This is a genomic window from Aeromonas sp. XH, from assembly GCF_033348475.1.
Lineage (GTDB): Bacteria > Pseudomonadota > Gammaproteobacteria > Enterobacterales > Aeromonadaceae > Aeromonas > Aeromonas sanarellii.
The window spans coordinates 1,809,725-1,835,330 of sequence record NZ_CP137630.1 but is presented as its reverse complement, the minus strand read 5'-3'; the positions used below and the strand labels follow the sequence as shown (position 1 = coordinate 1,835,330).

Sequence of the window (25,606 nt, the reverse complement as noted above, 5' to 3'; positions counted from 1 at the left end):
AGGCCACGCCCGCAGAGGGCATGGCCAGGATGATGTGAGGCTTAATCGCGCACCGGCGGCGGTGCCAGCACGTCGCGCTGGCCGTTGCCACCCGGGGCGCTGACGATGCCCTGGTTCTCCATCTGCTCGATGAGACGGGCCGCCCGGTTGTAGCCGATCTTGAACTTGCGCTGCACGCTGGAGGTGGAGCCGCGGCGGGATTCCACCACGAAGGCCACCGCCTCGTCGAACAGGGGATCGAGCTCCTCGTCGCCACCGCCGCCGTAGTCGCCGCCACCGCCCTCGCCGTCCGACTCGCCGGAGAGGATCTCGTCGATGTAGTCCGGCTCGCCGCGCAGTTTCCAGTCCGCCACCACCTTGTGCACCTCGTGGTCATCGACGAAGGCCCCGTGGACCCGGGTCGGGTTGGAAGTACCGGCCGGCATGTAGAGCATGTCCCCCATGCCGAGCAGGGATTCGGCCCCCCCCTGATCCAGGATGGTGCGAGAATCTATCTTGCTCGACACCTGGAAGGAGATCCGGGTCGGGATGTTGGCCTTGATGAGGCCGGTGATCACATCCACAGACGGGCGCTGGGTCGCGAGGATGAGATGGATGCCAGCCGCCCGCGCCTTCTGGGCGATGCGGGCGATGAGCTCTTCCACCTTCTTGCCGACGATCATCATCATGTCGGCGAACTCGTCCACCACCACCACGATGTGGGGCAGCTTCTCGAGCTCCGGCGGCATCTGATCCATGGAGTCACCCGGACGCCACAGGGGATCGAGCAGGGGATCGCCCGCCTCAATGGCGGCCAGCACCTTGTCGTTGTAGCCCTTGAGGTTGCGCACCCCGACCGCGGACATCAGCTTGTAGCGGCGCTCCATCTCGCCCACGCACCAGCGCAGGGCATTGGCGGCATCCTTCATGTCGGTCACCACCTCGGTCAGGAGGTGCGGGATCCCCTCGTAGACCGAGAGCTCCAGCATCTTGGGGTCGATCATGATGAAGCGCAGATCCTCGGGGGAGGACTTGTAGAGCATGGAGATGATCATGGTGTTCACCCCCACCGACTTGCCCGAGCCCGTGGTACCGGCCACCAGCAGGTGCGGCATCTTGGCGAGGTTCACCACCACGGGCTCCCCCGCGATGTCCTGGCCCAGCCCCATGGTCAGCGGATTGCGGCTGTCGCGAAACGCCTCGCAGTCGAGGGTCTCACGCAGGTAGACGGTCTGGCGCACCCGGTTGGGCAGTTCGATGCCGACATAGGTCTTGCCCGGGATCACCTCCACCACCCGCACGCTGCTGGCGGAGAGGGAACGGGCGAGATCCCGCGACAGGTTGGTGATCTTGCTCGCCTTCATGCCCGGCGCCAGATCCAGTTCAAAACGGGTGATGACGGGGCCCGGATAGACACCGACCACCTTGGCCTGCACGTTGTAGTCGGCGAGTTTCGCCTCCACCAGCCGGCCCATGCGCTCCAGCTCGTCCTTGCTCATCATCTGGGTCTTGGCAGGCGGCCTGTCCAGCAGCTCGATGCTCGGCAAGGGAGCCAGACCGGGCTGGGGACGGCGCTTGGCCTTGACCGGCGCCGGGGCGACCGGTGCCTCGGGTTCATCGTCCCCCTCGGCCCAGGGCAGATCGAGGTCGTCCTCATCCTCCTGGCTCACCACGGGGCGCTGACGGCCGCTGGCCACGCGTTTGCCCTTGGGGGCCGGGGTCTCGTCCTCATCTTCGTCGTCAAACTGCGGCTCGAACTGGAAGGTGTCCTCGTCCAGCTCCGGCAGCCACTCGTCAGATTTTGTCTTTTGAGCCCGATTTTTAGCCTTGGGATTGCGCGTCCAGCTGCCGTGGGGCTCGTCTTCGTCGTCCTGGTCGAAGGCGCCCACGCCCCCTTCCAGCAGGGGATCCGGCCCCTCATAACGGGGCTGACGCCAGCCCCCGGTCAGCCAGCGCCCCAGGGTGGTGGGGAAATGGTAGATGGCGCTGACGCTGCCGGTGCAGGCGGCACCGATCCGCTCGACTATGGTGAGCCAGGACCAGCCGGTGAACAGGGTGATGCCGGTCGCCACGAAGCAGAGCAGCATCAGGTTGGCTCCCACCCCGCCGAACAGCGGCACCACGGCGGAGGCGATCACATCGCCCACCAGGCCGCCGGCGGAGAAATTCTGCAGGTCGTTGAAGTTCATGCTGGCGATGGCGGACATGCCGAGCACGGTGAGGATGAAGCCGATGATCCGCACCGACAGAGTGAGATAGTCCACCTCCAGCAGCTTGCTCGGCCGCCAGAACAGGCTCCAGCCAAGCAGCACCGTCAGTGGCGGCACCAGGTAGGAGAACGCCCCGAAGGTAAACATGGTGATGTCGGCGAGCCAGGCCCCGGCGCTGCCTGCCAGGTTCTTCACCTCCCCCTGCCAGGAGGTCTGGGACCAACCGGGATCGGCGGGGTGATAGGTCAACAGGGCAAGCAAGAGATAGGCAGCCATCAGGGTGATGGCGATCAAGACGGCCTCGAAGATCCGTTGTGTACCTGATAAAGGAGTAAACAGCTTTTTATCGGCCAAACTCCGGCTCCTTTGTGAAAACATGAATGCGGGATAGGGGGCCTAGTATCCCTGAAAAGCCCACCGGTTGTCAGCCAGTGCCTGAAGGCGGGCCGTGAAACAGCAATAATGAAGAAACGAGCGGACCGGCCGCTCGTTTCTGACTATCGTGACTCGTCATGGAACGAGCAAGTCACAGCACAACCCCGCTTATCGGGTGCTGATCACCAGACGACTGCTCTGTTTGACCTCTTCCATCACCACATAGGTACGGGTGTCGTTGACGCCGGGCAGACGCAGCAGGGTTTCCCCCAGCAGGCGGCGATAGGCGGACATGTCGCTGACGCGGGTCTTGAGCAGATAATCGAAATCACCGGACACCAGATGGCACTCCTGGATCTCCTCGAGCACCTGCACAGCCTTGTTGAACTGTTCGAACACGTCGGGGGCGCCGCGATTGAGGGTAATTTCCACGAATACCAGCAGAGACGCGTCCAGATAATGAGGGTTCAGAATGGCGGCATATCCTTCGATATAGCCTTGTCGCTCCAGGCGACGAACCCGTTCCAGACACGGTGTGGGACTCAGGCCAACTCGTTTGGACAACTCAACGTTCGAAATCCTGCCATCCTTTTGCAGTTCATTCAGAATGTTGCGGTCAATCCTGTCCAAATCCTTTAGCCGACTCTTAGCTTCCATCATTTAATTCCATCCTTTGGCTATTTTTTGGTAAGAATCACCAGTCATTTTATAATAATGGTCACAAATCCTGTCAATACCTGAATATACTAGGCGCAAATGTCGCTTAACATCTAGGCAACATAAACCACCAATCGATAGACGAGGGATAGCATGATTATCGGTGTACCTAAGGAAATAAAAAACCATGAATATCGCGTAGGCATGGTTCCGGCCAGTGTACGTGAACTGACAGCACGAAACCATACCGTTTTCGTCCAAAGCGGCGCAGGAAATGGCATTGGGTTCAGTGACGCAGATTATCTGGCTGCAGGAGCCGAGATCCTGGCCTCTGCGGCAGACGTTTTCGCCAAGGCGGAGATGATCGTCAAGGTCAAGGAGCCCCAGGCGGTCGAGCGCGCCATGCTGCGTCCGGGCCAGACCCTCTTTACCTACCTGCACCTGGCACCAGACCTGGCCCAGACCCGGGAGCTGGTGGACAGCGGCGCTATCTGCATCGCCTACGAAACCGTCACCGACGGCCGTGGCGGCCTGCCCCTGCTGGCCCCCATGTCGGAGGTGGCCGGACGCATGTCTATTCAGGCGGGTGCCCAGGCGCTGGAGAAATCCCGCGGCGGTAGCGGCGTGCTGCTCGGCGGCGTGCCCGGCGTGGAACCGGCCAAGGTGGTGATCATCGGCGGCGGCGTGGTGGGCTCCAACGCAGCCCGCATGGCCATCGGCCTGCGTGCCGACGTCACCATACTCGACAACAACATCGATACCCTGCGCCGTCTCGACAGCGAGTTCCAGGGCGCCGCCAAGGTGGTCTACTCCAACCGCGAGACCCTGGAGCGCCATCTGCTGGCGGCAGACCTGGTCATCGGTGGCGTGCTGGTACCGGGCGCCACTGCGCCAAAACTTGTCAGCCGTGACCACATTGCCCGCATGAAGCCGGGGTCGGCCATCGTGGACGTGGCCATCGATCAGGGCGGCTGCGTCGAGACCTCCCATGCTACCACCCATGAGGACCCCACCTTTATCGTCGACGACGTGGTGCACTACTGCGTGGCCAACATGCCGGGCGCCGTGGCACGCACCTCCACCGTGGCCCTGAACAACGCCACCCTGCCCTTCATCATCAAGCTGGCCGAACAGGGCTATCGCAACGCACTGCTCAGCGATCCCCACCTGCGGCACGGCCTGAACGTGATGGCGGGCAAGATCACCTGCAAGGAGGTCGCCGTGGCCCACAACCTGGCCTACACGGATCCCCTGACCCTGTTGAACTGATCGCGTCCCCGCGAGGGGAGGTAGATGAGTGAAAATCCGCCCGCGATGGGCGGTTTTTTTATGCCTGCCATCCCCCCTGCCTCTCTCTTTGGCGATTGCCCCAATCGATGCGCCGGCCTTTGACCGCGGATCACGAATTACCTACAATCGCGCAAACTCATCACGTCTCGGAAATCACATCATGAGCCAAGTCACTCACAGCAAACTGCTGATCCTGGGATCCGGCCCGGCAGGTTACACCGCGGCCGTCTATGCCGCCCGCGCCAACCTCAATCCCCTGCTCATCACCGGCATGCAGCAAGGTGGCCAGCTGACCACCACCACCGAAGTGGAAAACTGGCCGGGGGATGCGGAAGGGCTGACCGGCCCGGCCCTGATGGAGCGCATGAAAGAGCATGCGGAGAAGTTCGATACCCGCATCCTCTTCGATCACATCAATGAAGTGACGCTGACCGAACGCCCCTTCCGCCTCAAGGGCGACAACGGGGAATACACCTGCGATGCGCTGATCCTCGCCACCGGCGCCTCCGCCAAGTACCTGGGGCTGCCCTCCGAGGAGGCGTTCAAGGGCCGCGGCGTCTCCGCCTGCGCCACCTGTGACGGCTTCTTCTACCGCAACCAGGAAGTGGCCGTGGTCGGCGGCGGCAACACCGCCGTGGAAGAGGCGCTCTATCTGGCCAACATCGCCAAGAAGGTGCACCTCATCCATCGCCGCGACGAATTCCGCGCCGAGAAGATCCTGATCAAGCGCCTGCATGACAAGGTCGAGAGCGGCAACATAGTGCTGCACACCCACCAGACCCTGGACGAAGTGCTGGGGGACGACATGGGCGTGACTGGGGTGCGTCTGCGCAGCACCCGGGATCACTCCACCTCCGAGCTGCCGCTGATGGGGGTCTTCATCGCCATCGGCCACCAGCCCAACACCCAGATCTTCGAGGGCCAGCTGGCCATGGAGAACGGCTACCTGAAGGTGCGTGGCGGCCTGGAAGGGTTTGCGACCCAGACCAGCATCCCCGGGGTGTTCGCCGCCGGCGACGTGGCCGACCACGTCTATCGTCAGGCGATCACTTCGGCCGGGACCGGCTGCATGGCGGCCCTCGATGCCGAGCGATATCTGGACGCCCAGTAACCATAAAGATATAAAGGGCATGCCAACCGGCATGCCCTTTTCTTTTTAAGGAGCAGAATGAAACGGAAAATCATGATTGTGGAAGACAGCCTGACGGTTCGCCGCATGCTGACCCAGGCCATTGCGCAGCAGACCGGGCTGGAAATCGATGCGTTCGACACCCTGGAAGGGGCACGCGACTGTCATGGCGAAGAGTACGTGGTCGCCCTGGTGGATCTCACCCTGCCGGATGCCCCCGGCGGGGAAGCCGTCAACGTACTGCTGGCACGCGGGTTGCCGGTGGTGATCCTCACCGCCGACATCAGCGAGGAGAAGCGGGAGGCCTGGCTGGAGGCCGGGGTGCTGGATTACGTGATGAAGGATTCACGCCACTCCCTGCAATACGCCGTCAGCCTGGTGCACCGCCTCTACCTCAACCAGGCCATCGAAGTGCTGGTGGTCGATGACTCGCTCACCTCCCGCCATCGCACCGCGGCCCAGCTGCGCAAGCAGCTGCTGCAGGTTCACGAGGCCAACTGTGCCCGGGATGCCCTGGCCCTGCTCGAGCAGCATCCCGCCATCCGGCTCATGCTGGTGGACTACTACATGCCGGAGATCGACGGCATCAGCCTGGTGCGGATGCTGCGCGAACGCTACAACAAGCAGCAGCTCGCCATCATCGGCATCTCGGTGTCGGACAAGCACGGCCTCTCGGCCCGTTACCTCAAGCAGGGGGCGAACGACTTTCTCAACCAGCCGTTCGAGCCCGAGGAACTGCAGTGCCGGGTCAGCCACAATCTGGAGGCACTGGAGCAGTTCACCAGCATTCAGGAGTCGGCCAATCGCGACTACCTGACCGGGCTCTACAACCGGCGCTACTGGTTCAACGAGGGACAGAAGTGGTTCGAGGAGCATCAGCGTCAACAGGCGCCGCTCGCCCTGTGCGTGCTGGACGTGGATCATTTCAAGCAGGTTAACGATCACTGGGGCCACGCCATCGGCGATCAGTTGCTCTGCCACCTGACCCGGCTGCTCACCCAGTTCTTCCCGGATGCCATGATAGCCCGCTTCGGCGGCGAGGAGTTCGCCCTGATGGTGCCCCACTGCTCCGTCCCCGTGCTGCTCAAGCGGCTGGAGGGATTGCGGCAACAGATGCGCCAGCAACCGTTGTCACGGGAGACACCGCTGTTTGTGCGCGCCAGTTTTGGCGTCATCAACGTCGGGCGGCTCTCCATGGACGAGGCGCTCTGCGAGGCCGATCGCCAGCTGTATCAGGCCAAGAACACCGGGCGCGACAAGATAGTCGCCCAGAACGCCTGACAACGCCTCACGAAAGACACTCCGTGTAGTTCCGCCCGGCGCCCCTTGCGGTGGCCGCCGGGTCATTTTCCTTCCCCAGGGCTCCCTGCCCACCGAGTCGTCAGTAAGTCTTGTCGACCCGCACCCCATCGTTGAAATAGAGGATGCGCACCTTGTCTCCCTGTGCAAACACCATGGCCGGATCGTAATCCTGGATCACGTTGATGAGCCTGTCCTGATCGCTCCTGATCAGGAGTTCCACCAGCTTGTTCTCCACCACGCTGCCCCCGGACTGGTAATGTTGCACTGCGGCCGCCCCCGCCAGCGCCCCGACGGCAGTGGCAATCTCACGCCCGTGGCCGCCGCCAAACTGATTGCCGAGCAGGCCGCCGAGCACGGCACCTCCCAAGGTCTTCCAGCCGGTATGCTCGGACTCCACCACCTGGCGCTGGGTGATGTTGCGCACCGTATCGACCTGGCCAAAGACCACCTGCTCCACCGGACGCGCCGTGTTGCGCTCATACACGGCGCCCCAGGCGGGTGCCGTGACAAAGCCAAGCAAGCTGGATACTATCAGGATAATGGCCTTCATCTATGAACCTCTGCCTTATGTCTCGCTATCTTACCGAACTGGATGATGAGCTGTGCTGGTTTCCCTCCCCCAGCCATGCGCTGGAAGAGCCCAACGGGCTGCTGGCGATAGGGGGGGATCTCTCCCCTGCTAGATTGCTGGCAGCTTACCACAGCGGGATCTTTCCATGGAATGAACCCCATCAGCCATTGTTGTGGTGGTCACCGGACCCCAGGGGAGTCATCGTGCCCGACGAACTCCACATAGGCCGCAGCCTGCAGAAGTGCATTCGCCGCACGTCCTTCGAGGTGTTCATCGATCGTGCCTTCGACGAGGTGATCGCGGCCTGCGCCGCCCCTCGTCGCGGTGCCAGCGGCACCTGGATCAGTGCCCCCATGATCGACGCCTATCGGCAACTGCATCGGCTCGGCCATGCTCACTCCGTCGAGATCTGGCAGGATGATCGGCTGCAGGCTGGGCTCTATGGTCTCTCCCTTGGCCGCCTCTTCTGCGGTGAATCCATGTTCAGCCGCATCGACAACGGCGCCAAACTGGCCATGGTGGCACTCTGCCGCCATTTCGCCCACCATGGCGGCGCCCTCATCGACTGCCAGATGCAGAACCCTTTTCTGGCCACCCTGGGGGTCCAGGAATGGCCCAGACACCGCTTTCTGGCCACATTGGCAAACCTGACCCGGCAACCACTGCGGGACGGTTGCTGGCAACCGAGGAGAATCAGCCTGTGAGTGAAGAAGTGATCCTCAAGGTAGGCCTGACCCCCCGGCATCCTTGCAGCTACCTGGGCCACGAGCAGGAGCAACTGCTGGTGCTGATGGACCATGAGCTGCTCAATGCCGCAGGCTATGAGCGGCTGCTGACAGCCGGATTCCGGCGCAGCGGCAACGACATCTACCGCCCTCACTGCCCGGCCTGCAGCGCCTGCCAGTCCCTGCGCATCCACAGCGAACGCTTCGTACCCAGCCGGAGCCAGAAACGCATCCGCCAGCTGAACCGTGACCTCGAGCTGGTGCTGAGCTACGACGACAAGCCCGAGTATTACCAGCTCTATGAGCGCTACATCCGCGAGCGCCACCGGGATGGCAGCATGTATCCGCCGAGCCGTACCCAATATAAAGGCTTTTTGCACTGCGACTGGATGCCGCCTCTCTACATGGAGATACGCAAGGAGGGACGCCTCATCGGGGTGGCGACCACGGATCTGCTCCCCCATTCCCTGAGCGCCATGTATACCTTCTTCGATCCCGATTATGCCGACCGGTCGCTCGGCACCTTCGCCATCCTGAGCCAGCTGGAACTTGCCAGGCGCACCGGTCGCCAGTGGCTGTACCTGGGCTATCTGGTGGAGGAGTGCCGCAAGATGAATTACAAACGCCAATACCTGCCCCACGAGTTGCTGGTGCAGGGGGAATGGAAAAAATTCGACGCCAAGCCCGAGTAAACTTTACACATAGCCTTAAATCCGGCATGATCCAGCGGTTTTTTGTTGTGGCTTATCAAGAGGATTCAATGGCTAAAGAAGACAGTATTGAGATGCAGGGTACCATTCTCGAAACCTTGCCCAATACCATGTTCCGTGTGGAACTGGAAAATGGTCACGTGGTTATCGCTCATATTTCCGGCAAGATGCGCAAAAACTACATCCGTATCCTGACTGGAGACAAAGTAACGGTGGCTCTGACTCCGTACGATCTCTCCAAGGGACGTATTGTTTTCCGCTCTCGCTAAGCCAGGAATTCAGCAAAAAACCCCAGCCTCTCGGTTGGGGTTTTTTGCTATTGCTGGCACTCGCACAGGTTAGTGGGATACAGCTTCAACGTTGACCTGAAAATCAAAGCTGAGGCTGTTGTTCACCAGTTCGACTCTCACCACACCGCCATCGACCAGTGAACCGAACAGGATCTCGTTGGCCAGAGGCTTCTTGAGGTGTTCCTGAATGACCCGCCCCATGGGTCTGGCTCCCATTGCCCGATCATAGCCCTTCTCGGCCAGCCAGTGGCGCGCCTCTTCCGATACCTCGAGCGAGACTCCCTTGGCATCCAGCTGAACCTGCAGCTCGACGATGAACTTGTCGACGACCTGATGGATCACCGCCATGTCCAGATGGTTGAACCAGATGATGTGATCCAGCCGGTTGCGAAACTCCGGGCTGAAGGTCTTGTTGATCACCGCCATGGCATCGTGGCTCATGTCCTGCTGCTGGAAGCCGATGGACTTGCGCTGGGTCTCCTGCACCCCTGCGTTGGTGGTCATCACCAGGATCACGTTGCGAAAATCGGCCTTGCGCCCGTTGTTGTCCGTCAGGGTGCCGTTGTCCATCACCTGCAGCAGCAGGTTGAACACGTCCGGGTGCGCCTTCTCGATCTCGTCAAGCAGCACGACCGAGTGCGGGTGCTTGAGCACGGAGTCGGTCAGCAGGCCGCCCTGCTCGAACCCCACGTAGCCGGGAGGCGCCCCGATCAGGCGGGAGACGGTGTGACGCTCCATGTACTCCGACATGTCGAAACGCAGCACCTCGACCCCGAGCGCCTTGCCCAGTTGCTGGGTGACCTCGGTCTTGCCCACCCCGGTCGGGCCGGCAAACAGGAAGCAGCCGACGGGACGGCGCTCGTTGCCAAGGCCGGAGCGGGACAGGCGGATGGCATCGGTCAATACCGTGATGGCCTTGTCCTGGCCGAACACCACCATCTTGAGGTTGCGCTCCAGGTTCTTCAGCACTTCCTTGTCGGAAGAGGAGACGGACTTTTCGGGAATGCGGGCAATCTTGGCAACGATGGCCTCGATTTCCGGCACATTGATCACCTTCTTGCGCTTGCTGACCGGCAGCAGCCGTTGCCCAGCCCCCGCCTCGTCGATCACGTCGATGGCCTTGTCCGGCAGGTGGCGATCATTGATGTACTTGGCGGAGAGCTCCACGGCAGCACGGATCGCCTTGACGGTGTAGCGCACGCCATGGTGAGACTCATAACGGCTCTTGAGCCCCATCAGGATGCGGGTCGTGTCATCCAGGCTCGGCTCGACGATGTCGATCTTCTGGAATCGACGGGCCAGGGCACGGTCTTTCTCGAAGATCTGGGAATATTCCTGGTAGGTGGTCGAGCCTACGCAGCGCAGCAGGCCATTGGAGAGCAGCGGCTTGATGAGGTTGGCCGCATCCAGCTGGCCGCCGGAGGCTGCCCCTGCCCCTATGATGGTGTGGATCTCGTCGATGAAGAGGATGGCCCCCTCCTGGCGCTCAATCTGCTTGAGCAGCACCTTGAGGCGCTTCTCGAAGTCACCGCGGTATTTGGTCCCCGCCAGCAGGGAGCCCATGTCCAGGGAATAGATGGTGCTGCCCGCGATCACCTCGGGCACATCGCCCTTGACGATGCGATAGGCCAGCCCCTCGGCGATGGCTGTCTTGCCCACCCCGGCCTCCCCCACCAGCAGCGGGTTGTTCTTGCGACGGCGGCACAGCACCTGAATGGTGCGGTTGAGTTCCTGATCGCGGCCGATGAGCGGATCGATACGCCCCTCCAGCACCAGCTGGTTGAGGTTGGTGGCAAAACTCTCGATCTGGGCGGAAGAGACCTCATCGTCGGACTCGGCATTGCCGCCACCACTCTCGGGCTTGCTGTCTTTGCGCACCCCGTGGGAGAGGAAGTTCACCACATCGAGTCGGCTGACTTCGGCCTTCTTCAGGAAATAGGCCGCCTGGGACTCCTGCTCGCTGAAGATGGCGACCAGCACATTCGCACCGCTCACCTCGGTGTTGCCGGAGGACTGGACATGGAACACGGCCCGTTGCAGCACGCGCTGGAAGCCCAGGGTCGGCTGGGTTTCCCTGTCTTCATCATCACGGGGGATAAGCGGGGTCGTTTGATTGATGAATGCGCGGATCTCCTTGCGCATCTGCTCCACGTCCGCACCACATGAACTCAGCGCCTCATGGGCTGAGCTGTTATCCAGCAGGGCTAATAACAGGTGCTCGACGGTCATGAATTCGTGGCGCTCGTCACGGGCCAGCTTGAAAGCCTCGTTCAGCGTCTTTTCTAGATCTTTGTTCAACATAGGCACCTCCCCTCAGTACAGCAACAATGCGGTGTCGTTATCGCCATCAAGTCATCAGCTTCAAGCCTTTTCCATGGTACATAGCAGTGGATGTTCGTTGTTACGTGAATAGGTGTTGACCTGGAGCACCTTGGTTTCGGCAATTTCGGCGGTAAAGGTGCCGCAGACTCCCTTACCACTATAATGCACGCTCAGCATCACCTGAGTGGCCTTCTCCAGATCCATACCAAAGAACCTTTGCAGCACCTCCACCACGAACTCCATCGGTGTGTAGTCATCGTTGTTCAGGACAACCTTGTACATGGGTGGCGGTTGCAGCTTCGTTTTCTCTGCTTCTGCAATCTCTTCATTAGCAAAGAGTTCTTTCTGCTTGCTCATAATCGTGCTTTGGTACCTCTAGATTACTACCGTCTCGTTCTCGATTGTCAATAGACTTGTTAACCAGATCACATCGGTTGTTAACAACTTCTTGACTCGCTTAAAAGTTGGACTAGATTGGTTACTTGCTAATCGGCGTCCGTCTGCTATGGAGTCATGCCCTAGTTATATAAGGCCGGCGCAGGTTACTCAACGACTTCAGGGTAATCAATAAAAGGATGTAGATGTATGGCAACCGGAACAGTCAAGTGGTTCAACAACGCAAAAGGATTTGGGTTTATCTGTCCGGAAGGCGGTGGTGAAGATATCTTCGCTCACTACTCCACGATTCAAATGGAAGGTTACAAGACCCTGAAAGCGGGTCAGGCAGTCAATTTTGAACTGCAGCAGGGGCCGAAAGGAAATCACGCCTCTGTCATCGTGCCAAACGAAGCACAGAACATGTAAGAGTCAGACTGGATAAATTGAAAAACGGCATCCCTGCAGGATGCCGTTTTTTTATTGGCCTTGCCGCCTCACACAACAAGAAAGGCCAGGCCTTCCTTGCTGTGCTTCGGGGGCTTGCTCGCGGCCTATGCTCAGCGGGCCAACAGGATGTTGAGCATGCGGCGCAGCGGTTCGGCGGCGCCCCACAGCAGCTGGTCGCCCACGGTGAAGGCAGCCAGGTATTCCGGACCCATGTTGAGCTTGCGCAGACGACCCACTGGGATGCTGAGGGTGCCGGTGACGGCGGCCGGGGTCAGCTCGCGGGCGGTGATGTCGCGATCGTTCGGGATCACCTTGACCCAGTCGTTGTGGGCGGCCAGCAGGGCTTCAATCTCGGCCAGCGGCACGTCCTTCTTCAGCTTGATGGTGAACGCCTGACTGTGGCAGCGCAGGGCGCCGATGCGCACACACAGACCATCCACCGGAATGGCGGCCTCTTCTAGCCCAAGGATCTTGTTGGTCTCGGCCTGACCCTTCCACTCCTCGCGGCTCTGGCCGTTGTCGAGCTTGGTGTCGATCCAGGGGATGAGGCCGCCGGCCAGCGGCACGCCGAAGTTGTCCACCGGCAGGGTGCCGGAGCGGGTCTTCTCGGTGATCTTGCGCTCGATGTCGAGGATGGCGGAGGCGGGATCCGCCAGCTCCACCGCCACTTCGTCGCGCAGCAGCCCCATCTGGGTGACCAGCTCGCGCATATGGCGGGCACCGCCACCGGAGGCGGCCTGATAGGTGGCCACGCTCACCCACTCCACCAGGTCTGCCTTGAACAGACCACCCAGGGCCAGCAGCATCAGGCTGACGGTGCAGTTGCCGCCGACGAAGGTCTTGACGCCCTTGGCCAGTGCCTGTTCGATGACGTCGCCGTTGACCGGATCCAGGATGATGACGGCGTCCTTGTCCATGCGCAGGGAGGAGGCGGCATCGATCCAGTAGCCCTTCCAGCCGGCGGCCAGCAGGCGCGGATAGACATCCTTGGTGTAGTCGCCGCCCTGAGCCGTGATGATGATCTCCTGGGCCGCCAGCGCGTCGATGTCGAAAGCATCCTGCAAGGTGCCGGCATCGACGCCGAAGTTGGGAGCGGCCTCACCGGCCTGGGAGGTGGTGAAGAAGGTGGGCTGAATGCGGGCAAAGTCTTTCTCTTCCTGCATCCGGCTCATCAGCACCGACCCCACCATGCCACGCCAACCGACCAAACCTACTTTTTTCATAATGTCCTACCCTGGATAGCTGCTATAGAAACCGTGTGTTGCACCCGTGCCCCTCGCCCGGCGCAGGCCGTTTACAAGGGGTTCACAATATATGAGTTGCGAAGAATGTGTCTGTCCACATTACGGATTGTGACGGCGGGCGCAAGTCGAATTGCGCAATATTCTGTGCCGTTCGCTGCAATATCCGCCTGCCTGGCGTGTGGCCGAGCAAGCCGCTGGCATCCGGTATCGGCTTGGGTCATCATTGAGACCGACCGGCAGCCCCGCTGCCCCTCGGGGACGACCCCGAGGCCTCCTGATGCGCAGGGACGACCCTGCTCCCTGCGGAACCTTCCTTATGTCCTGGTTGCTACTGCTGCTGGCCGGCCTGTTCGAAGTCGCCTGGGCCATCGGCCTCAAGTACACCGACGGCTTCAGCCGCCCTTTCCCCACCCTGCTGACCCTGAGTGCCATGGCCGTGAGCGTGCTGCTGCTCGCCATGGCGGTCAAGCAACTGCCGCTCGGCACCGCCTACGCGGTCTGGACCGGCATAGGCGCGGTCGGCACCGTGCTGATGGGGATCTGGCTGTTCAACGAGCCGGCCACCCTGGCCCGGGTGCTCTGCCTGCTGCTGATCATCGGCGGCATTCTGGGGTTGAAGCTGATCGGTTGAGCCGCGGCGCTGCCCACGAAGGAAAACTCGAAAAACCACAACAAGCCGCGGGCGGTCAAAGCAGACCCCCCGCGGCTTGTGAGAGACATCACTCTTACCAGTGAGCGGCAAGAGAAGCGCTGGTCATGCCCCACCAGGCTCACCTATCAGGGTTCTCTCGATCCGGGCCTGCGGCATCATCTGCAGCAACCCCTCGATCAACCGATCTCCGGCCTGGTGCAACGCAGCCAGTGGCATGGATGGCAGGCTCTCCAGGATGAACCACATCTGCCCGCACTCCACACTGAGCCGGGTACGTACCCCCTGACGCCAGTTCCAGCGGCGACAGGTCACCCCTCTGTCGTCCCGCCACACCACTTCCCCGGGCTCAGGCCTCTCCTGGGCTGGCAGCCCTTCCTTCATGGTGTCAAAGCGTTCGCTGCCATCGGCGATCACCAAGCGGGGCTCCCCTTCATAGGCCGCCAGATTTTCCCCACCCACAGGAATGGCATATTCGATGCTCACCGCGTTGTAGAGATCGACCACGGGATCGATGCTGGGCATGACGCCATCGCGCAGCACCCGCTTGCGCAGTGCCTGCGCCGAACAGGGGGTACGCTGGGGTTTAGCACCAAACGACTTGAACACCTCGTCCCAGGCAGACAGATGCGCCTGAGCCCAGGGTGCCTCCCCTGCCTGCACGGCCTTGCACGCCCGCGCCAGGGCGGCGGCGCCGACCTCGGGGTGCGTCACCCCAGGAGTCTCCACCAGAATACTGAGGGCTCTGAATCCGGACACCAGGTGGGTGACGTCAGGGGCAATACGGGGGATCATGAAGGGCATGGCGACTCCCGGTCAGCAAACGATGACCAATAACGAGAAAACACGGGGTGGCGAGGGGCAGCCCTCGTCACCAGACGAGGCGCCATGATGGAAGAAGCCTTCACGCAATCAAATCGACTTTCTCTTAAGGCACTTCAGAAAAACTGATGCGCCTCCCCCTTAGCGATGAATCCTTCATCACCCTGGCGCCGTGCAAGCGCGCGACGCGACCGCATTGCCCTGGCCGCTTTCCCCGTCACTCATGCTATTATCTGCGTCCAAACATGAGCCCATAAGAATCAGGATATTGTGATGACCGACCACACTTTTATTCCCGGCAAGGACGCGGCGCTGGAAGACTCCATCGAACGCTTCCAGACCAAGCTGCAAGCCCTGGGGTTTGATATCGAGGAGGCCTCCTGGCTCAACCCCGTACCCAACGTCTGGTCCGTGCACATCCGGGACAAGGAGTGCTCCCTCTGCTTCACCAACGGCAAGGGCGCCAGCAAGAAGGCCGCGCTGGCCTCGGCCCTTGGCGAATACTTCGAGCGTCTCTCCACCAACTACTTCTTCGCCGACTTCTATCTGGGGGAGCAGGTAGCGAACGGCGAGTTCGTCCACTACCCGAACGAGAAGTGGTTCCCCATCGAGGGGGATCAGCTGCCCGCCGGCCTGCTCGACCCCTTCACCCGCAAGTTCTACAACCCGGACGGGGAAGTGACCGCCGACATGCTGGTGGACCTGCAATCTGGCAACGAGGGTCGCGGCATCGTCGCGCTGCCGTTCGAGCGTCAGTCCGATCACCACACCGTCTACATCCCGATGAACATCATCGGCAACCTCTATGTCTCCAACGGCATGAGCGCCGGCAACACCAAGACCGAGGCCCGCACCCAGGGCTTGTCCGAGGTGTTCGAGCGCCACGTGAAGAACAAGATCATCGCCGAGGCCATCAGCCTGCCGGAGATCCCGGCTGAGGTCATCGCCCGCTACCCCGGCATCAAGGCTTCCATCGATGCGCTGGAGGCCGAAGGCTTCCCCATCTTCAGCTTCGATGCCTCCCTGGGTGGCCGCTATCCGGTCATCTGCGTGGTGCTGCTCAACCCGAGCAACGGCACCTGCTTCGCCTCCTTCGGCGCCCACCCGCGCTTCGAAGTGGCCTTCGAGCGCACCGTCACCGAGCTGCTGCAAGGCCGCAGCCTCAAGGATCTGGACGTGTTCGTGCCGCCGTCATTCGACAACGAGCAGGTGGCAGACCACCACAACCTGGAGACCCACTTCATCGACTCCTCCGGCCTCATCAGCTGGGATCTGTTCAAGCAGGAGTCCGACTTCGAGTTTGCCGACTGGGACTTCCGCGGCACCTCCCAGGAGGAGTTCGACCACCTGATCGGCATCTTCCATGAGCTGGAGCAGCCGGTCTATATCGCCGACTACGAGCACCTCGGTGTCTATGCCTGCCGCATCCTGGTGCCCGGCATGTCCGACATCTATCCGGTTGAAGATCTGCTGCTGGCCAACAACACCATGGGCGCCCACCTGCGGGAAACCATACTGGCGCTGCCGTCGCTTCAGTGGGACGCGGAGCAGTACATGGCGCTGTTCGACCAGCTGGATGAAGAGGGTCACGACGAGCGGACCCGGGTGCGCGAGCTGCTCGGCATAGCCGCCGCCAAGGGCACCGCCCTGCACACCCTGCGCGTGGGCGAGCTGAAAGCCATGCTGGCGCTGGCCGCCGGTGAGCTGGAGAGCGCCCTGGACCTCATCGACTGGACCATGGAGTTCAACCAGTCGGTGTTCCCGGCCGATCGCGCCGCTTACTACCGCGCCCTGCGCGCCTGCGTCGAGCTGTTCCTGGACGAGGATCGCGACCCCGAGCAATACCGCCCGGTATTCGCCCGCATGTTCGGGGAAGAGACCCTGGCACAGGCCTGGGCCAATGCCCGCGGCGAGGCGCGCTTCCACGGTCTGGAAGCCGCCGATCTGTCCCTCTCCCAGTTCCCGTTGCACCAGAAACTGCTGGCCGCTTACGAGAAATTGCAAAAAGCCAAACGAATCCATACCTGGAACTGATATGCTAGTGTGACGAAGGGGCCTTATGGCCCCTTCTGTTTTATGGTCTACGCTTTGGCTGGCCTTTATTCAAAGATGAAATAAAAGACAAAAAATACCTCTTAGGGGGTTGTTAATTTGATGCCCATGGTGCAGGGGTTCCGCAAAGGTGCCTTGCCGGTACTTTTTTAGAGATGCCGTTTATAAGTTCTTAAAAATCATAATATTAATAAATGCTTCACTTCTGTTTCACCTGAAACCTGGTGTAAAGAGAAGCTTCCGGACGACGAAAAATCCTGTAGTAAAATTACATTCACAATCTGTAATTCTTGATCGGAGTCAATTTTGGGGATCTGCCCCTTTGTTATGATTTCCACAGGCAAAATATGCAGGTACATGAGAATTGAAAGCAGAATCACCCTTTGATTGTCTCAAGCCCGAAGCCATCGCCGCACTGGCCGAAGACATTACCTATGCCAAGGCCACCAAGCCCGCATACAAGACTATTCCTCTGGCCATCACGGCAGGCGCCTTCATCGCCATCGCCTTCGTCTTCTATATCACCGTCACTACCGGCTCAAGCGGCATGTCCTGGGGTATGGCCAAGCTGGTCGGTGGTCTCTGCTTCTCCCTCGGCCTCATACTCTGTGTGCTGCTCGGTGCCGAGCTGTTCACCTCCACTACCCTGACCCTGGTGGCCAAGGCGGCCAATCGAATCAGCTGGGCCCAGTTGCTCAAGAACTGGGGACTGGTCTACTTCGGCAACCTCATCGGCGGTCTCATCATCGTCGGGCTCATCATCATGTCGGCGGAATACACGGCGGCGGATGGCCAGTGGGGGCTGAACGCCATGAAAGTGGCCCAGCACAAGATCCATCACTCCTTCTTCGAGGCCGTGGCCCTCGGCATCCTCTGCAACCTCATGGTGTGTCTCGCCGTGTGGATGGCCTTCGGCGCCCGCAGCGCCACCGACAAGGTGATGGTGATGCTGCTCCCCGTCGCCATGTTCGTGGCCTCCGGTTTTGAGCACAGCATCGCAAACATGTTTATGATCCCGGTCGGTATCGCCATCCACAGCGTCGCGAGCCCGGAATTCTGGCAGGCCATCGGCCAGGATCCGGCGACCTTTGCCGACCTGACCGTGTCCAACTTCGTCCTGCACAACCTCATCCCTGTCACCATAGGTAATATCATTGGTGGTGGCGTCATGGTTGGGCTGACTTACTGGTTTATCTTCCGTCGCCATCATTAAGGATGGCGGCAGACACATAAATACCTTGAGAGGTAATGAAAATGGCAGAACTTAACGAACAGTTCCAAAAAGCATGGGAAGGCTTCGCAGCCGGTGAATGGCAGACCTCTGTCAACACCCGTGACTTCATCCAGAAGAACTACACCCCGTATGAAGGTGACGAGTCCTTCCTGGCTGGCGCGACCGAAGCCACCACCAAGCTGTGGGACAAGGTCATGGAAGGCATCAAGATCGAGAACCGCACTCACGCGCCGGTCGATTTTGATACCGACCTGCCCTCCACCATTACCGCTCACGATGCCGGCTATATCGATCAGAGCCTGGAGCAAATCGTTGGTCTGCAGACCGACAAGCCGCTCAAGCGCGCCATCATCGCCAACGGCGGTATCAAGATGGTCAAGACCTCTTGCGAAGTGTATGGCCGTCAGCTGGATCCCATGGTCGAGAAGATCTTCACCGAGTACCGCAAGACTCACAACCAGGGCGTGTTTGACGTTTACACCAAAGACATCCTGAACTGCCGCAAGTCCGGCGTCATCACCGGTCTGCCGGATGCCTACGGCCGTGGCCGTATCATCGGTGACTACCGTCGTGTTGCCCTGTATGGTATCGACTTCCTGATGGCCGACAAACTGGCCCAGTTCAAGTCCCTGCAGGCCGACCTGGAAAACGGTGTCAACCTGGAAGCCACCATCCGTCTGCGCGAAGAGATCTCCGAGCAGCACCGTGCCCTGGCCCAGATGAAGGTGATGGCTGCCAAGTACGGTTGCGATATCTCCGTACCGGCCAAAAACGCCAAAGAAGCCGTCCAGTGGACCTACTTCGCCTACCTGGCGGCAGTCAAGTCCCAGAACGGTGCCGCCATGTCCTTCGGTCGTACCTCCAGCTTCCTGGACATCTACATCGAGCGTGACCTGAAGAAAGGCCTGATCACCGAGCAAGAAGCCCAGGAGCTGATGGACCACATGGTCATGAAGCTGCGTATGGTTCGCTTCCTGCGTACCCCGGAATACGATTCACTGTTCTCCGGCGACCCGATGTGGGCTACCGAGACCCTGGCCGGTATGGGCGTTGATGGCCGTACCCTGGTCACCAAGAACAGCTTCCGTATGCTGAACACCCTGTACACCATGGGCCCGTCCCCTGAGCCGAACCTGACCATCCTGTGGTCCGAGAAGCTGCCGGTCGGTTTCAAGAAGTACTGCGCCAAGGTATCCATCGAGACCTCTTCCGTTCAGTACGAGAACGACGACCTGATGCGTCCGGACTTCAACAACGATGACTACGCCATCGCGTGCTGTGTGTCCCCGATGATCGTCGGCAAACAGATGCAGTTCTTCGGTGCCCGTGCCAACCTGGCCAAGACCATGCTGTACGCCATCAACGGCGGTATGGACGAGAAGCTGAAGATCCAGGTCGGCCCGAAGACCGAGATGATCAAGAGCGAGTACCTAGACTACAACGATGTGATGGACCGTCTGGATCACTTCATGGACTGGCTGGCCAAGCAGTACGTCGCCGCCCTGAACATCATCCACTACATGCACGACAAGTACAGCTACGAAGCCTCCCTGATGGCGCTGCACGACCGTGACGTCTATCGCACCATGGCCTGCGGCATCGCCGGTCTGTCCGTGGCCGCTGACTCCCTGTCTGCCATCAAGTACGCCAAGGTCAAGCCGGTACGTGATGCCGATGGCGTCTCCATCGACTTCGAAATCGAAGGCGAGTACCCGCAGTTCGGTAACAACGACGCTCGCGTCGATGACATTGCCTGTGACCTGGTCGAGCGCTTCATGAAGAAGATCCAGAAGCTCAACACCTACCGCGGCGCCGTGGCGACCCAGTCCGTGCTGACCATCACCTCCAACGTGGTGTACGGCAAGAAGACAGGTAACACCCCGGATGGTCGTCGCGCCGGTGCGCCGTTCGGCCCGGGTGCCAACCCGATGCACGGTCGTGACCAGAAGGGTGCCGTTGCTTCCCTGACTTCCGTCGCCAAGCTGCCGTTCGCCTACGCCAAAGATGGTATCTCCTATACCTTCTCCATCGTGCCGAACGCCCTGGGCAAAGACATGGAAGCCCAGAAAGCGAACCTGGCCGGCCTGATGGATGGTTACTTCCACCACGAAGCCAACCTGGAAGGTGGTCAGCACCTGAACGTCAACGTGATGAACCGTGAAATGCTGCTGGACGCCATGGAAAACCCGGAAAAATATCCGCAGTTGACCATCCGCGTATCCGGTTATGCCGTTCGCTTCAACTCCTTGACCAAGGAACAACAGCAAGACGTCATCACCCGTACCTTCACCGCCTCTCTGTAATAGAGTCTCGGTGAACAAAAACCGGCGCCCAGGCGCCGGTTTTTTTATGCCTGCTCACCTGGCCTGCCGACTTGTCAGCGAATACATAGAGAGCACCTGTTCTTTCGTCTTCCCCTTTTTCAGGGGTAGGCTGGGAGGAAGCCGCCTTTCACTCAGCCACGGGATGCTGCGAGGACCAGGATGAGAGTCACAACCCTGTTCGTCGTCGTGACCACTGAATGCCACAGGGGCAGAAGAGTCTCCTCCCCTGCCCCTGTGGCAAATAGATGCTGTGGATGGCCTGAGCAGCCGCTTAGCTGGCCCAGGTGATGATATGGTCGGCCCAGTCACCGGCATAGGCTTCGTGCACCACCTTGCCGCGTACCGACTGGCCGGCCTGGTGCATGGCGCTGCGGTTGCCGGTGATGAGCGGATGCCACTCGGGCAGGCTCTGCCCTTCCGCCAGCAGGCGGTAGGCGCAGGTCGAAGGCAACCAGTTGAACTCGGCGATCTTGTCGTGGGTGATCTGCAGGCAGTCCGGCTCTTTTTTGAAGCGGTTGACGTAGTCGGAGCACTGGCAGGTCTTGGTATTGAGCAGGTTGCAGGCCACGTTGGTGAACACCAGCTCCTCGGTGTCCTCGTCGATGAGCTTGTTCAGGCAGCACTTACCGCAGCCGTCGCACAGGGACTCCCACTCGGCCATGGTCATCTGCTGCAGGGTCTTTTCCTGCCAAAAAGGAGTTTGCATAGAAGGCTCGCTAAATACACTGACAAGCGCGTGGTTATACGCCCTATGGCCCGATTTTTCAAGGCAGAGGGTCAAGCCCAACACCCATCGGAACTAAGACTGCGCAGGCTGGGTTGACCGGCGCCGACATCCAAAGTGGCACAATGGATCCACCTTTAATCATTTCATCGCATTTTTTGGCAAATTTGCCATGACGTTCTTGCCGTTGATTTCATAAGAGATCCCCATCAGCAAGCCTCAAACGACTAGGGTTAGTGTCACCGCGGGTGCATTGTGACCCCTCAACAGGACCTAAACTGATAACTCGAAGTCCAGCCCATTAGCTGGACAGAGGACGTTGTCATGAAGACGTTGAAACTTGCATTGCTGATAGCGGCATCGCTATTGCTCACGTCCTGCTCCTCCTCGGTGATCCCGGGAGAAGCGCCCGCAGCTGGAGGTGCCCTCCCATCAGGAGGAATGGAGCCTGCTTACGGCAAGGGAGGCGGTCGCAACAACTTTGCCGCCACCATGCCGCAGCATGGTCAGCAGGACATCTCTGTTTTAACCGAATAAGTGCACAGCCCTGGCCGCTTCCCCGGGGCCTCTTCCACCCGCACTTCAGGCAATGATCCATCGAACCGGCGTTTGCACTCTCATTCCGGCCCCATGCAGGTCGAGCTCCACCGATAGAACGAGGCATGATATCGGTTGGCACCCAGAGGCATGGAAACCCAGGACCATAAAAAAATGCCGGCCCCAGGGCCGGCATTTTTCTCTCGGTGAGAACGGGCTAGAACATCTTACCAGCCGGTCACTTCACGCAGGGCCTTGCCGATATCGGCAAGCGACCGCACGGTTTTCACGCCGGCATCTTCCAGGGCGGCAAATTTCTCGGCCGCTGTGCCTTTACCACCGGCGATGATGGCGCCCGCATGACCCATGCGCTTGCCAGCCGGAGCGGTGACACCCGCGATGTAGGAGACCACCGGCTTGGTGACGTGGGCCTTGATGTAGGCAGCCGCGTCTTCCTCGGCGTTGCCGCCGATCTCGCCGATCATCACGATGGCTTCGGTCTGCGGATCGTTCTGGAACATCTCCAGAATGTCGATGAAGTTGGAACCCGGGATGGGGTCGCCACCGATACCGACGCAGGTGGACTGGCCGAAACCCTCGTCCGTGGTCTGCTTGACCGCTTCATAGGTCAGGGTGCCGGAGCGGGAGACGATGCCCACCTTGCCCGGCTTGTGGATGTGACCCGGCATGATACCGATCTTGCACTCACCCGGGGTGATGACGCCCGGGCAGTTCGGCCCGATCATGCGCACGCCGGTCTCCTGCAGCTTCACCTTGACGTCCAGCATGTCCAGGGTCGGGATGCCTTCGGTGATGGTGACGATGAGCTTGATGCCGGCATCGATGGCTTCCAGGATGGCGTCCTTGCAGAACGGGGCCGGAACATAGATGACGGAGGCGGTGGCGCCGGTGGCTTCCACGGCGTCACGAACGGTGTTGAACACCGGCAGGCCCAGGTGGGTGGTGCCGCCCTTGCCCGGCGACACGCCGCCGACCATCTGGGTACCGTAGGCGATGGCCTGTTCGGAGTGGAAGGTACCCTGACCGCCGGTGAAGCCCTGGCAGATCACCTTGGTGTCTTTGTTGATCAGAACGCTCATTATTTGGCCTCCGCTGCTTTAACCACTTGCTGAGCTGCGTCAGTCAGACTCGTTGCGGCGATGATATTGAGGCCGCTGTCGGCCAGTTTACGGGCACCCAGTTCGGCATTGTTGCCTTCCAGACGCACCACCACGGGCACTTTCACCCCCACTTCCTTCACGGCACCTATGATGCCTTCCGCGATCATGTCGCAGCGCACTATGCCGCCGAAGATGTTGACCAGCACGGCTTGTACCTTGCTGTCGGACAGGATGATCTTGAAGGCCTCGGTCACGCGCTCCTTGGTGGCGCCGCCGCCGACGTCCAGGAAGTTGGCCGGTGAGCCGCCGTGCAGGTTGACGATGTCCATGGTACCCATGGCCAGGCCCGCGCCGTTGACCATGCAGCCGATGTTGCCGTCGAGCGCCACGTAGTTCAGCTCCCACTGGGCGGCGTGCGCTTCACGGGGGTCATCCTGGGACGGGTCGTGCATCTCGCGCAGCTTGGGCTGACGGTACAGGGCGTTGGCGTCGATGTTGATCTTGCCGTCCAGGCAGTGCAGGTTGCCCTTGTCGGTGATGACCAGGGGGTTGATCTCCAGCAGGGCGAAGTCGCAGTCCAGGAACATCTGGCCCAGACCCATGAAGATCTTGGTGAACTGCTTGATCTGATCGCCGACCAGACCCAGCTTGAAGGCCAGCTCGCGCGCCTGGTAGGGCTGCGGGCCCACCAGGGGATCGATGGCGGCCTTGTGAATGAGTTCCGGGGTTTCGTGGGCGACTTTCTCGATCTCCACGCCACCTTCGGTAGAGGCCATGAAGACCACGCGGCGGCTGCCACGGTCTACCACGGCGCCCAGGTACAGCTCCTTGGCGATGTCGGAGCAGGATTCCACCAGGATCTTGGTGACCGGCTGACCGTTGGCGTCAGTCTGGTAGGTCACCAGGTTCTTGCCGAGCCAAGCTTGCGCGAAGGCGCGGATCTCGTCCTTGCTCTTGGCCAGCTTGACGCCGCCCGCCTTGCCGCGGCCACCAGCGTGGACCTGGCACTTGACGACCCAGGTATTACCGCCAATCTTGTCGGCCGCTTCGGCCGCTTCCTGCGGGGTGGCACAGGCATAACCTTCGGAGACCGGCAGGCCATACTCGGCAAACAGCTGTTTTGCCTGATATTCATGCAGATTCATAGATGCTCTATCCGTGTTGTAGGTATTTCCGTCCGGGGCTCGTGTTTCTCAATCCCCTGTGAATGGGGGCCTGGGCGGCCCCTCGTTATCTTTCAGTCAGTTGCTCAGACATCCAGCAGCAGACGGGTCGGATCTTCCAGCAGCTCCTTGACGGAGACCAGGAAGCCCACGGACTCGCGGCCGTCGATGATCCGGTGATCGTAGGAGAGCGCCAGGTACATCATCGGCAGGATCTCGACCTTGCCGTCGACGGCCATGGGACGGTCCTGGATCTTGTGCATGCCCAGAATGGCGCTCTGGGGCGGGTTGATGATGGGAGTGGACATCAGGGAGCCGAACACGCCACCGTTGGTGATGGTGAAGTTGCCGCCGGTCAGTTCGTCCACGGTCAGCTTGCCGTCACGGCCCTTGCCGGCCAGATCCTTGATGGCCTTCTCGATGTCCGCCAGGCTCATGCTGTCGCAGTCGCGCAGCACCGGGGTCACCAGACCGCGGGGGGTGGAGACGGCGATGCTGACGTCGAAGTAGTTGTGGTAGACGATGTCGTCACCGTCCAGCGCCGCGTTCACTTCCGGGTAGCGCTTGAGGGATTCGACCACAGCCTTCACATAGAAGGACATGAAGCCGAGCTTGATGCCGTGCTTCTTCTCGAAGATCTCGCCGTACTGCTTGCGCAGCTTCATGATGGGCGCCATGTTGATCTCGTTGAACGTGGTCAGCATGGCGGTGGTGTTCTTGGCCTCCAGCAGACGCTCGGCGATGCGCTTGCGCAACCGGGTCATGGGCACGCGCTTCTCGGTGCGACCGGCCAGGGGGGCAATGGGCGCAACCGGTGCGGCTGCCACGGCGGCGACGGGGGCTGCCGGCTTGCCCAGGTTCTTGATGAAGGCTTCCACGTCTTCCTTGGTGACGCGACCGCCCTTGCCGGTACCGGTCAGCTTGGCCACGTCGATGTCGTGCTCGGCCACCAGACGGCGCACGGAGGGGCTCAACCCCTCGCCGGCGTCATCGGCCACGGCCTCCACCGGCTTCTCCTTGGTCTCTTCACCGGCCACGGGGGCAGGCTTGAGCATGGCGATCAGCTGACGGGAGAGCACGGTGGCCCCTTCGCTCTGCAGGATGTCGCCCAGCACGCCGGCTTCCGGCGCGGGCACTTCCAGCACGACTTTATCGGTTTCGATGTCAACCAGCACTTCGTCGCGGGCAACCAGATCACCCGGTTTCTTGTGCCAGGTCGCGATGGTGGCATCCGCCACGGATTCCGGCAGGTCCGGTACCTTGATCTCGATAGTCATGTAATCAGTTCCTTGTTACTTCTTGGCCAGCAGGCTTGTTCCAGGTCAGAGAGGGTCCCGACACGGGCCCCCTC

Annotated in this window: 23 protein-coding genes; 12 read left to right on the top strand and 11 right to left on the bottom strand. The window is 60.6% G+C overall.

What is annotated here, in order from left to right; translation table 11 throughout:
* Positions 1 to 41: 41 nt before the first annotated feature.
* The gene (locus tag R2B70_RS08580; protein ID WP_042075475.1) at positions 42 to 2,543 is read right to left on the bottom strand and encodes a DNA translocase FtsK; all 2,502 of its coding nucleotides are present in this window, start codon (positions 2,541 to 2,543) and stop codon (positions 42 to 44) included.
* 189 nt (positions 2,544 to 2,732) lie between these two features.
* Positions 2,733 to 3,224: a leucine-responsive transcriptional regulator Lrp gene (gene lrp / locus R2B70_RS08575; protein WP_005300047.1), complete on the bottom strand. Its 492-nt coding sequence runs from the start codon at positions 3,222 to 3,224 to the stop codon at positions 2,733 to 2,735.
* Between the two features lie 150 nt (positions 3,225 to 3,374).
* Here lrp and ald point away from each other — a divergent pair, with 150 nt between their 5' ends.
* The 3 genes from ald to R2B70_RS08560 all read left to right on the top strand — a co-directional run bounded on the left by ald (position 3,375) and on the right by R2B70_RS08560 (position 6,921).
* Complete coding sequence (ald, locus tag R2B70_RS08570; protein WP_042075473.1) at positions 3,375 to 4,490, top strand: alanine dehydrogenase; 1,116 nt, start codon at positions 3,375 to 3,377, stop codon at positions 4,488 to 4,490.
* Positions 4,491 to 4,671: 181 nt separating this feature from the next.
* Complete coding sequence (trxB, locus tag R2B70_RS08565; protein ID WP_042075469.1) at positions 4,672 to 5,622, top strand: thioredoxin-disulfide reductase; 951 nt, start codon at positions 4,672 to 4,674, stop codon at positions 5,620 to 5,622.
* Between the two features lie 57 nt (positions 5,623 to 5,679).
* Positions 5,680 to 6,921, top strand: coding sequence for a diguanylate cyclase (locus tag R2B70_RS08560; protein WP_318163149.1), 1,242 nt, complete (start codon positions 5,680 to 5,682; stop codon positions 6,919 to 6,921).
* A gap of 100 nt (positions 6,922 to 7,021) precedes the next feature.
* Here R2B70_RS08560 and R2B70_RS08555 read toward each other — a convergent pair whose 3' ends face one another.
* A complete protein-coding gene (locus R2B70_RS08555; protein WP_042075463.1) occupies positions 7,022 to 7,492 on the bottom strand; it encodes a glycine zipper 2TM domain-containing protein in 471 nt (156 codons plus the stop codon).
* 17 nt (positions 7,493 to 7,509) lie between these two features.
* Between R2B70_RS08555 and aat the strand changes: the two genes are divergently transcribed.
* The 3 genes from aat (at position 7,510) to infA (ending at position 9,217) form a co-directional block, all read left to right on the top strand.
* Positions 7,510 to 8,217, top strand: a complete 708-nt coding sequence (gene aat / locus R2B70_RS08550; RefSeq protein WP_042075598.1) for a leucyl/phenylalanyl-tRNA--protein transferase — start codon at positions 7,510 to 7,512, stop codon at positions 8,215 to 8,217.
* The gene (locus tag R2B70_RS08545) at positions 8,214 to 8,930 is read left to right on the top strand and encodes an arginyltransferase (RefSeq protein WP_216990126.1); all 717 of its coding nucleotides are present in this window, start codon (positions 8,214 to 8,216) and stop codon (positions 8,928 to 8,930) included. Before aat ends, R2B70_RS08545 begins: the two co-directional genes overlap by 4 nt.
* 68 nt (positions 8,931 to 8,998) lie before the next feature.
* Entirely contained in the window at positions 8,999 to 9,217 is a 219-nt protein-coding gene (gene infA / locus R2B70_RS08540) for a translation initiation factor IF-1 (RefSeq protein WP_005300033.1), read from the top strand.
* A gap of 69 nt (positions 9,218 to 9,286) precedes the next feature.
* Here infA and clpA read toward each other — a convergent pair whose 3' ends face one another.
* Together clpA and clpS are read right to left on the bottom strand one after the other, a co-directional pair.
* Positions 9,287 to 11,539: an ATP-dependent Clp protease ATP-binding subunit ClpA gene (gene clpA, locus R2B70_RS08535; protein ID WP_216990125.1), complete on the bottom strand. Its 2,253-nt coding sequence runs from the start codon at positions 11,537 to 11,539 to the stop codon at positions 9,287 to 9,289.
* Positions 11,540 to 11,599: 60 nt separating this feature from the next.
* Positions 11,600 to 11,917, bottom strand: coding sequence for an ATP-dependent Clp protease adapter ClpS (gene clpS, locus R2B70_RS08530; protein ID WP_318163148.1), 318 nt, complete (start codon positions 11,915 to 11,917; stop codon positions 11,600 to 11,602).
* A gap of 228 nt (positions 11,918 to 12,145) precedes the next feature.
* Here clpS and cspD point away from each other — a divergent pair, with 228 nt between their 5' ends.
* Positions 12,146 to 12,364, top strand: a complete 219-nt coding sequence (gene cspD, locus R2B70_RS08525; RefSeq protein WP_005300025.1) for a cold shock-like protein CspD — start codon at positions 12,146 to 12,148, stop codon at positions 12,362 to 12,364.
* 131 nt (positions 12,365 to 12,495) lie between these two features.
* Here the strand turns inward: cspD and asd are convergent, their stop codons facing one another.
* Positions 12,496 to 13,608 (bottom strand): aspartate-semialdehyde dehydrogenase, encoded by a 1,113-nt coding sequence (asd, locus tag R2B70_RS08520; protein WP_318163147.1) that lies wholly within the window; start codon positions 13,606 to 13,608, stop codon positions 12,496 to 12,498.
* Between the two features lie 337 nt (positions 13,609 to 13,945).
* On the opposite strand from asd, the gene sugE reads away from it, so the two are divergent.
* Positions 13,946 to 14,260 carry a quaternary ammonium compound efflux SMR transporter SugE gene (gene sugE, locus R2B70_RS08515; protein ID WP_318163146.1) on the top strand — a complete coding sequence of 105 codons (315 nt, stop codon included), beginning with the start codon at positions 13,946 to 13,948 and terminating at the stop codon, positions 14,258 to 14,260.
* Between the two features lie 123 nt (positions 14,261 to 14,383).
* Here the strand turns inward: sugE and R2B70_RS08510 are convergent, their stop codons facing one another.
* Positions 14,384 to 15,082 (bottom strand): B3/4 domain-containing protein, encoded by a 699-nt coding sequence (locus tag R2B70_RS08510; RefSeq protein ID WP_318163145.1) that lies wholly within the window; start codon positions 15,080 to 15,082, stop codon positions 14,384 to 14,386.
* Between the two features lie 291 nt (positions 15,083 to 15,373).
* On the opposite strand from R2B70_RS08510, the gene ycaO reads away from it, so the two are divergent.
* The 3 genes from ycaO to pflB all read left to right on the top strand — a co-directional run bounded on the left by ycaO (position 15,374) and on the right by pflB (position 20,689).
* Entirely contained in the window at positions 15,374 to 17,134 is a 1,761-nt protein-coding gene (gene ycaO, locus R2B70_RS08505; RefSeq protein ID WP_318163144.1) for a 30S ribosomal protein S12 methylthiotransferase accessory factor YcaO, read from the top strand.
* A 382-nt stretch (positions 17,135 to 17,516) separates the two neighbouring features.
* On the top strand, positions 17,517 to 18,365 hold the full coding sequence (focA, locus tag R2B70_RS08500; RefSeq protein ID WP_042075449.1) for a formate transporter FocA: 849 nt from the start codon (positions 17,517 to 17,519) through the stop codon (positions 18,363 to 18,365).
* A gap of 41 nt (positions 18,366 to 18,406) precedes the next feature.
* Positions 18,407 to 20,689, top strand: coding sequence for a formate C-acetyltransferase (gene pflB, locus R2B70_RS08495; RefSeq protein WP_318163143.1), 2,283 nt, complete (start codon positions 18,407 to 18,409; stop codon positions 20,687 to 20,689).
* Positions 20,690 to 20,981: 292 nt separating this feature from the next.
* On the opposite strand, the gene R2B70_RS08490 is transcribed toward pflB, so the two are convergent.
* Positions 20,982 to 21,416 (bottom strand): YcgN family cysteine cluster protein, encoded by a 435-nt coding sequence (locus R2B70_RS08490; protein ID WP_202040812.1) that lies wholly within the window; start codon positions 21,414 to 21,416, stop codon positions 20,982 to 20,984.
* A gap of 342 nt (positions 21,417 to 21,758) precedes the next feature.
* Here R2B70_RS08490 and R2B70_RS08485 point away from each other — a divergent pair, with 342 nt between their 5' ends.
* Positions 21,759 to 21,971, top strand: coding sequence for a hypothetical protein (locus tag R2B70_RS08485; protein WP_157005320.1), 213 nt, complete (start codon positions 21,759 to 21,761; stop codon positions 21,969 to 21,971).
* Positions 21,972 to 22,198: 227 nt separating this feature from the next.
* Here the strand turns inward: R2B70_RS08485 and sucD are convergent, their stop codons facing one another.
* The 3 genes from sucD to odhB form a co-directional block, all read right to left on the bottom strand.
* Positions 22,199 to 23,071, bottom strand: a complete 873-nt coding sequence (gene sucD / locus R2B70_RS08480) for a succinate--CoA ligase subunit alpha (protein WP_005300222.1) — start codon at positions 23,069 to 23,071, stop codon at positions 22,199 to 22,201.
* Positions 23,071 to 24,237, bottom strand: a complete 1,167-nt coding sequence (sucC, locus tag R2B70_RS08475; protein ID WP_318163142.1) for an ADP-forming succinate--CoA ligase subunit beta — start codon at positions 24,235 to 24,237, stop codon at positions 23,071 to 23,073. The genes sucD and sucC overlap by 1 nt, the downstream gene beginning before the upstream one ends.
* 104 nt (positions 24,238 to 24,341) lie before the next feature.
* Entirely contained in the window at positions 24,342 to 25,532 is a 1,191-nt protein-coding gene (gene odhB / locus R2B70_RS08470; RefSeq protein ID WP_042075442.1) for a 2-oxoglutarate dehydrogenase complex dihydrolipoyllysine-residue succinyltransferase, read from the bottom strand.
* Positions 25,533 to 25,606 lie beyond the last annotated feature (74 nt).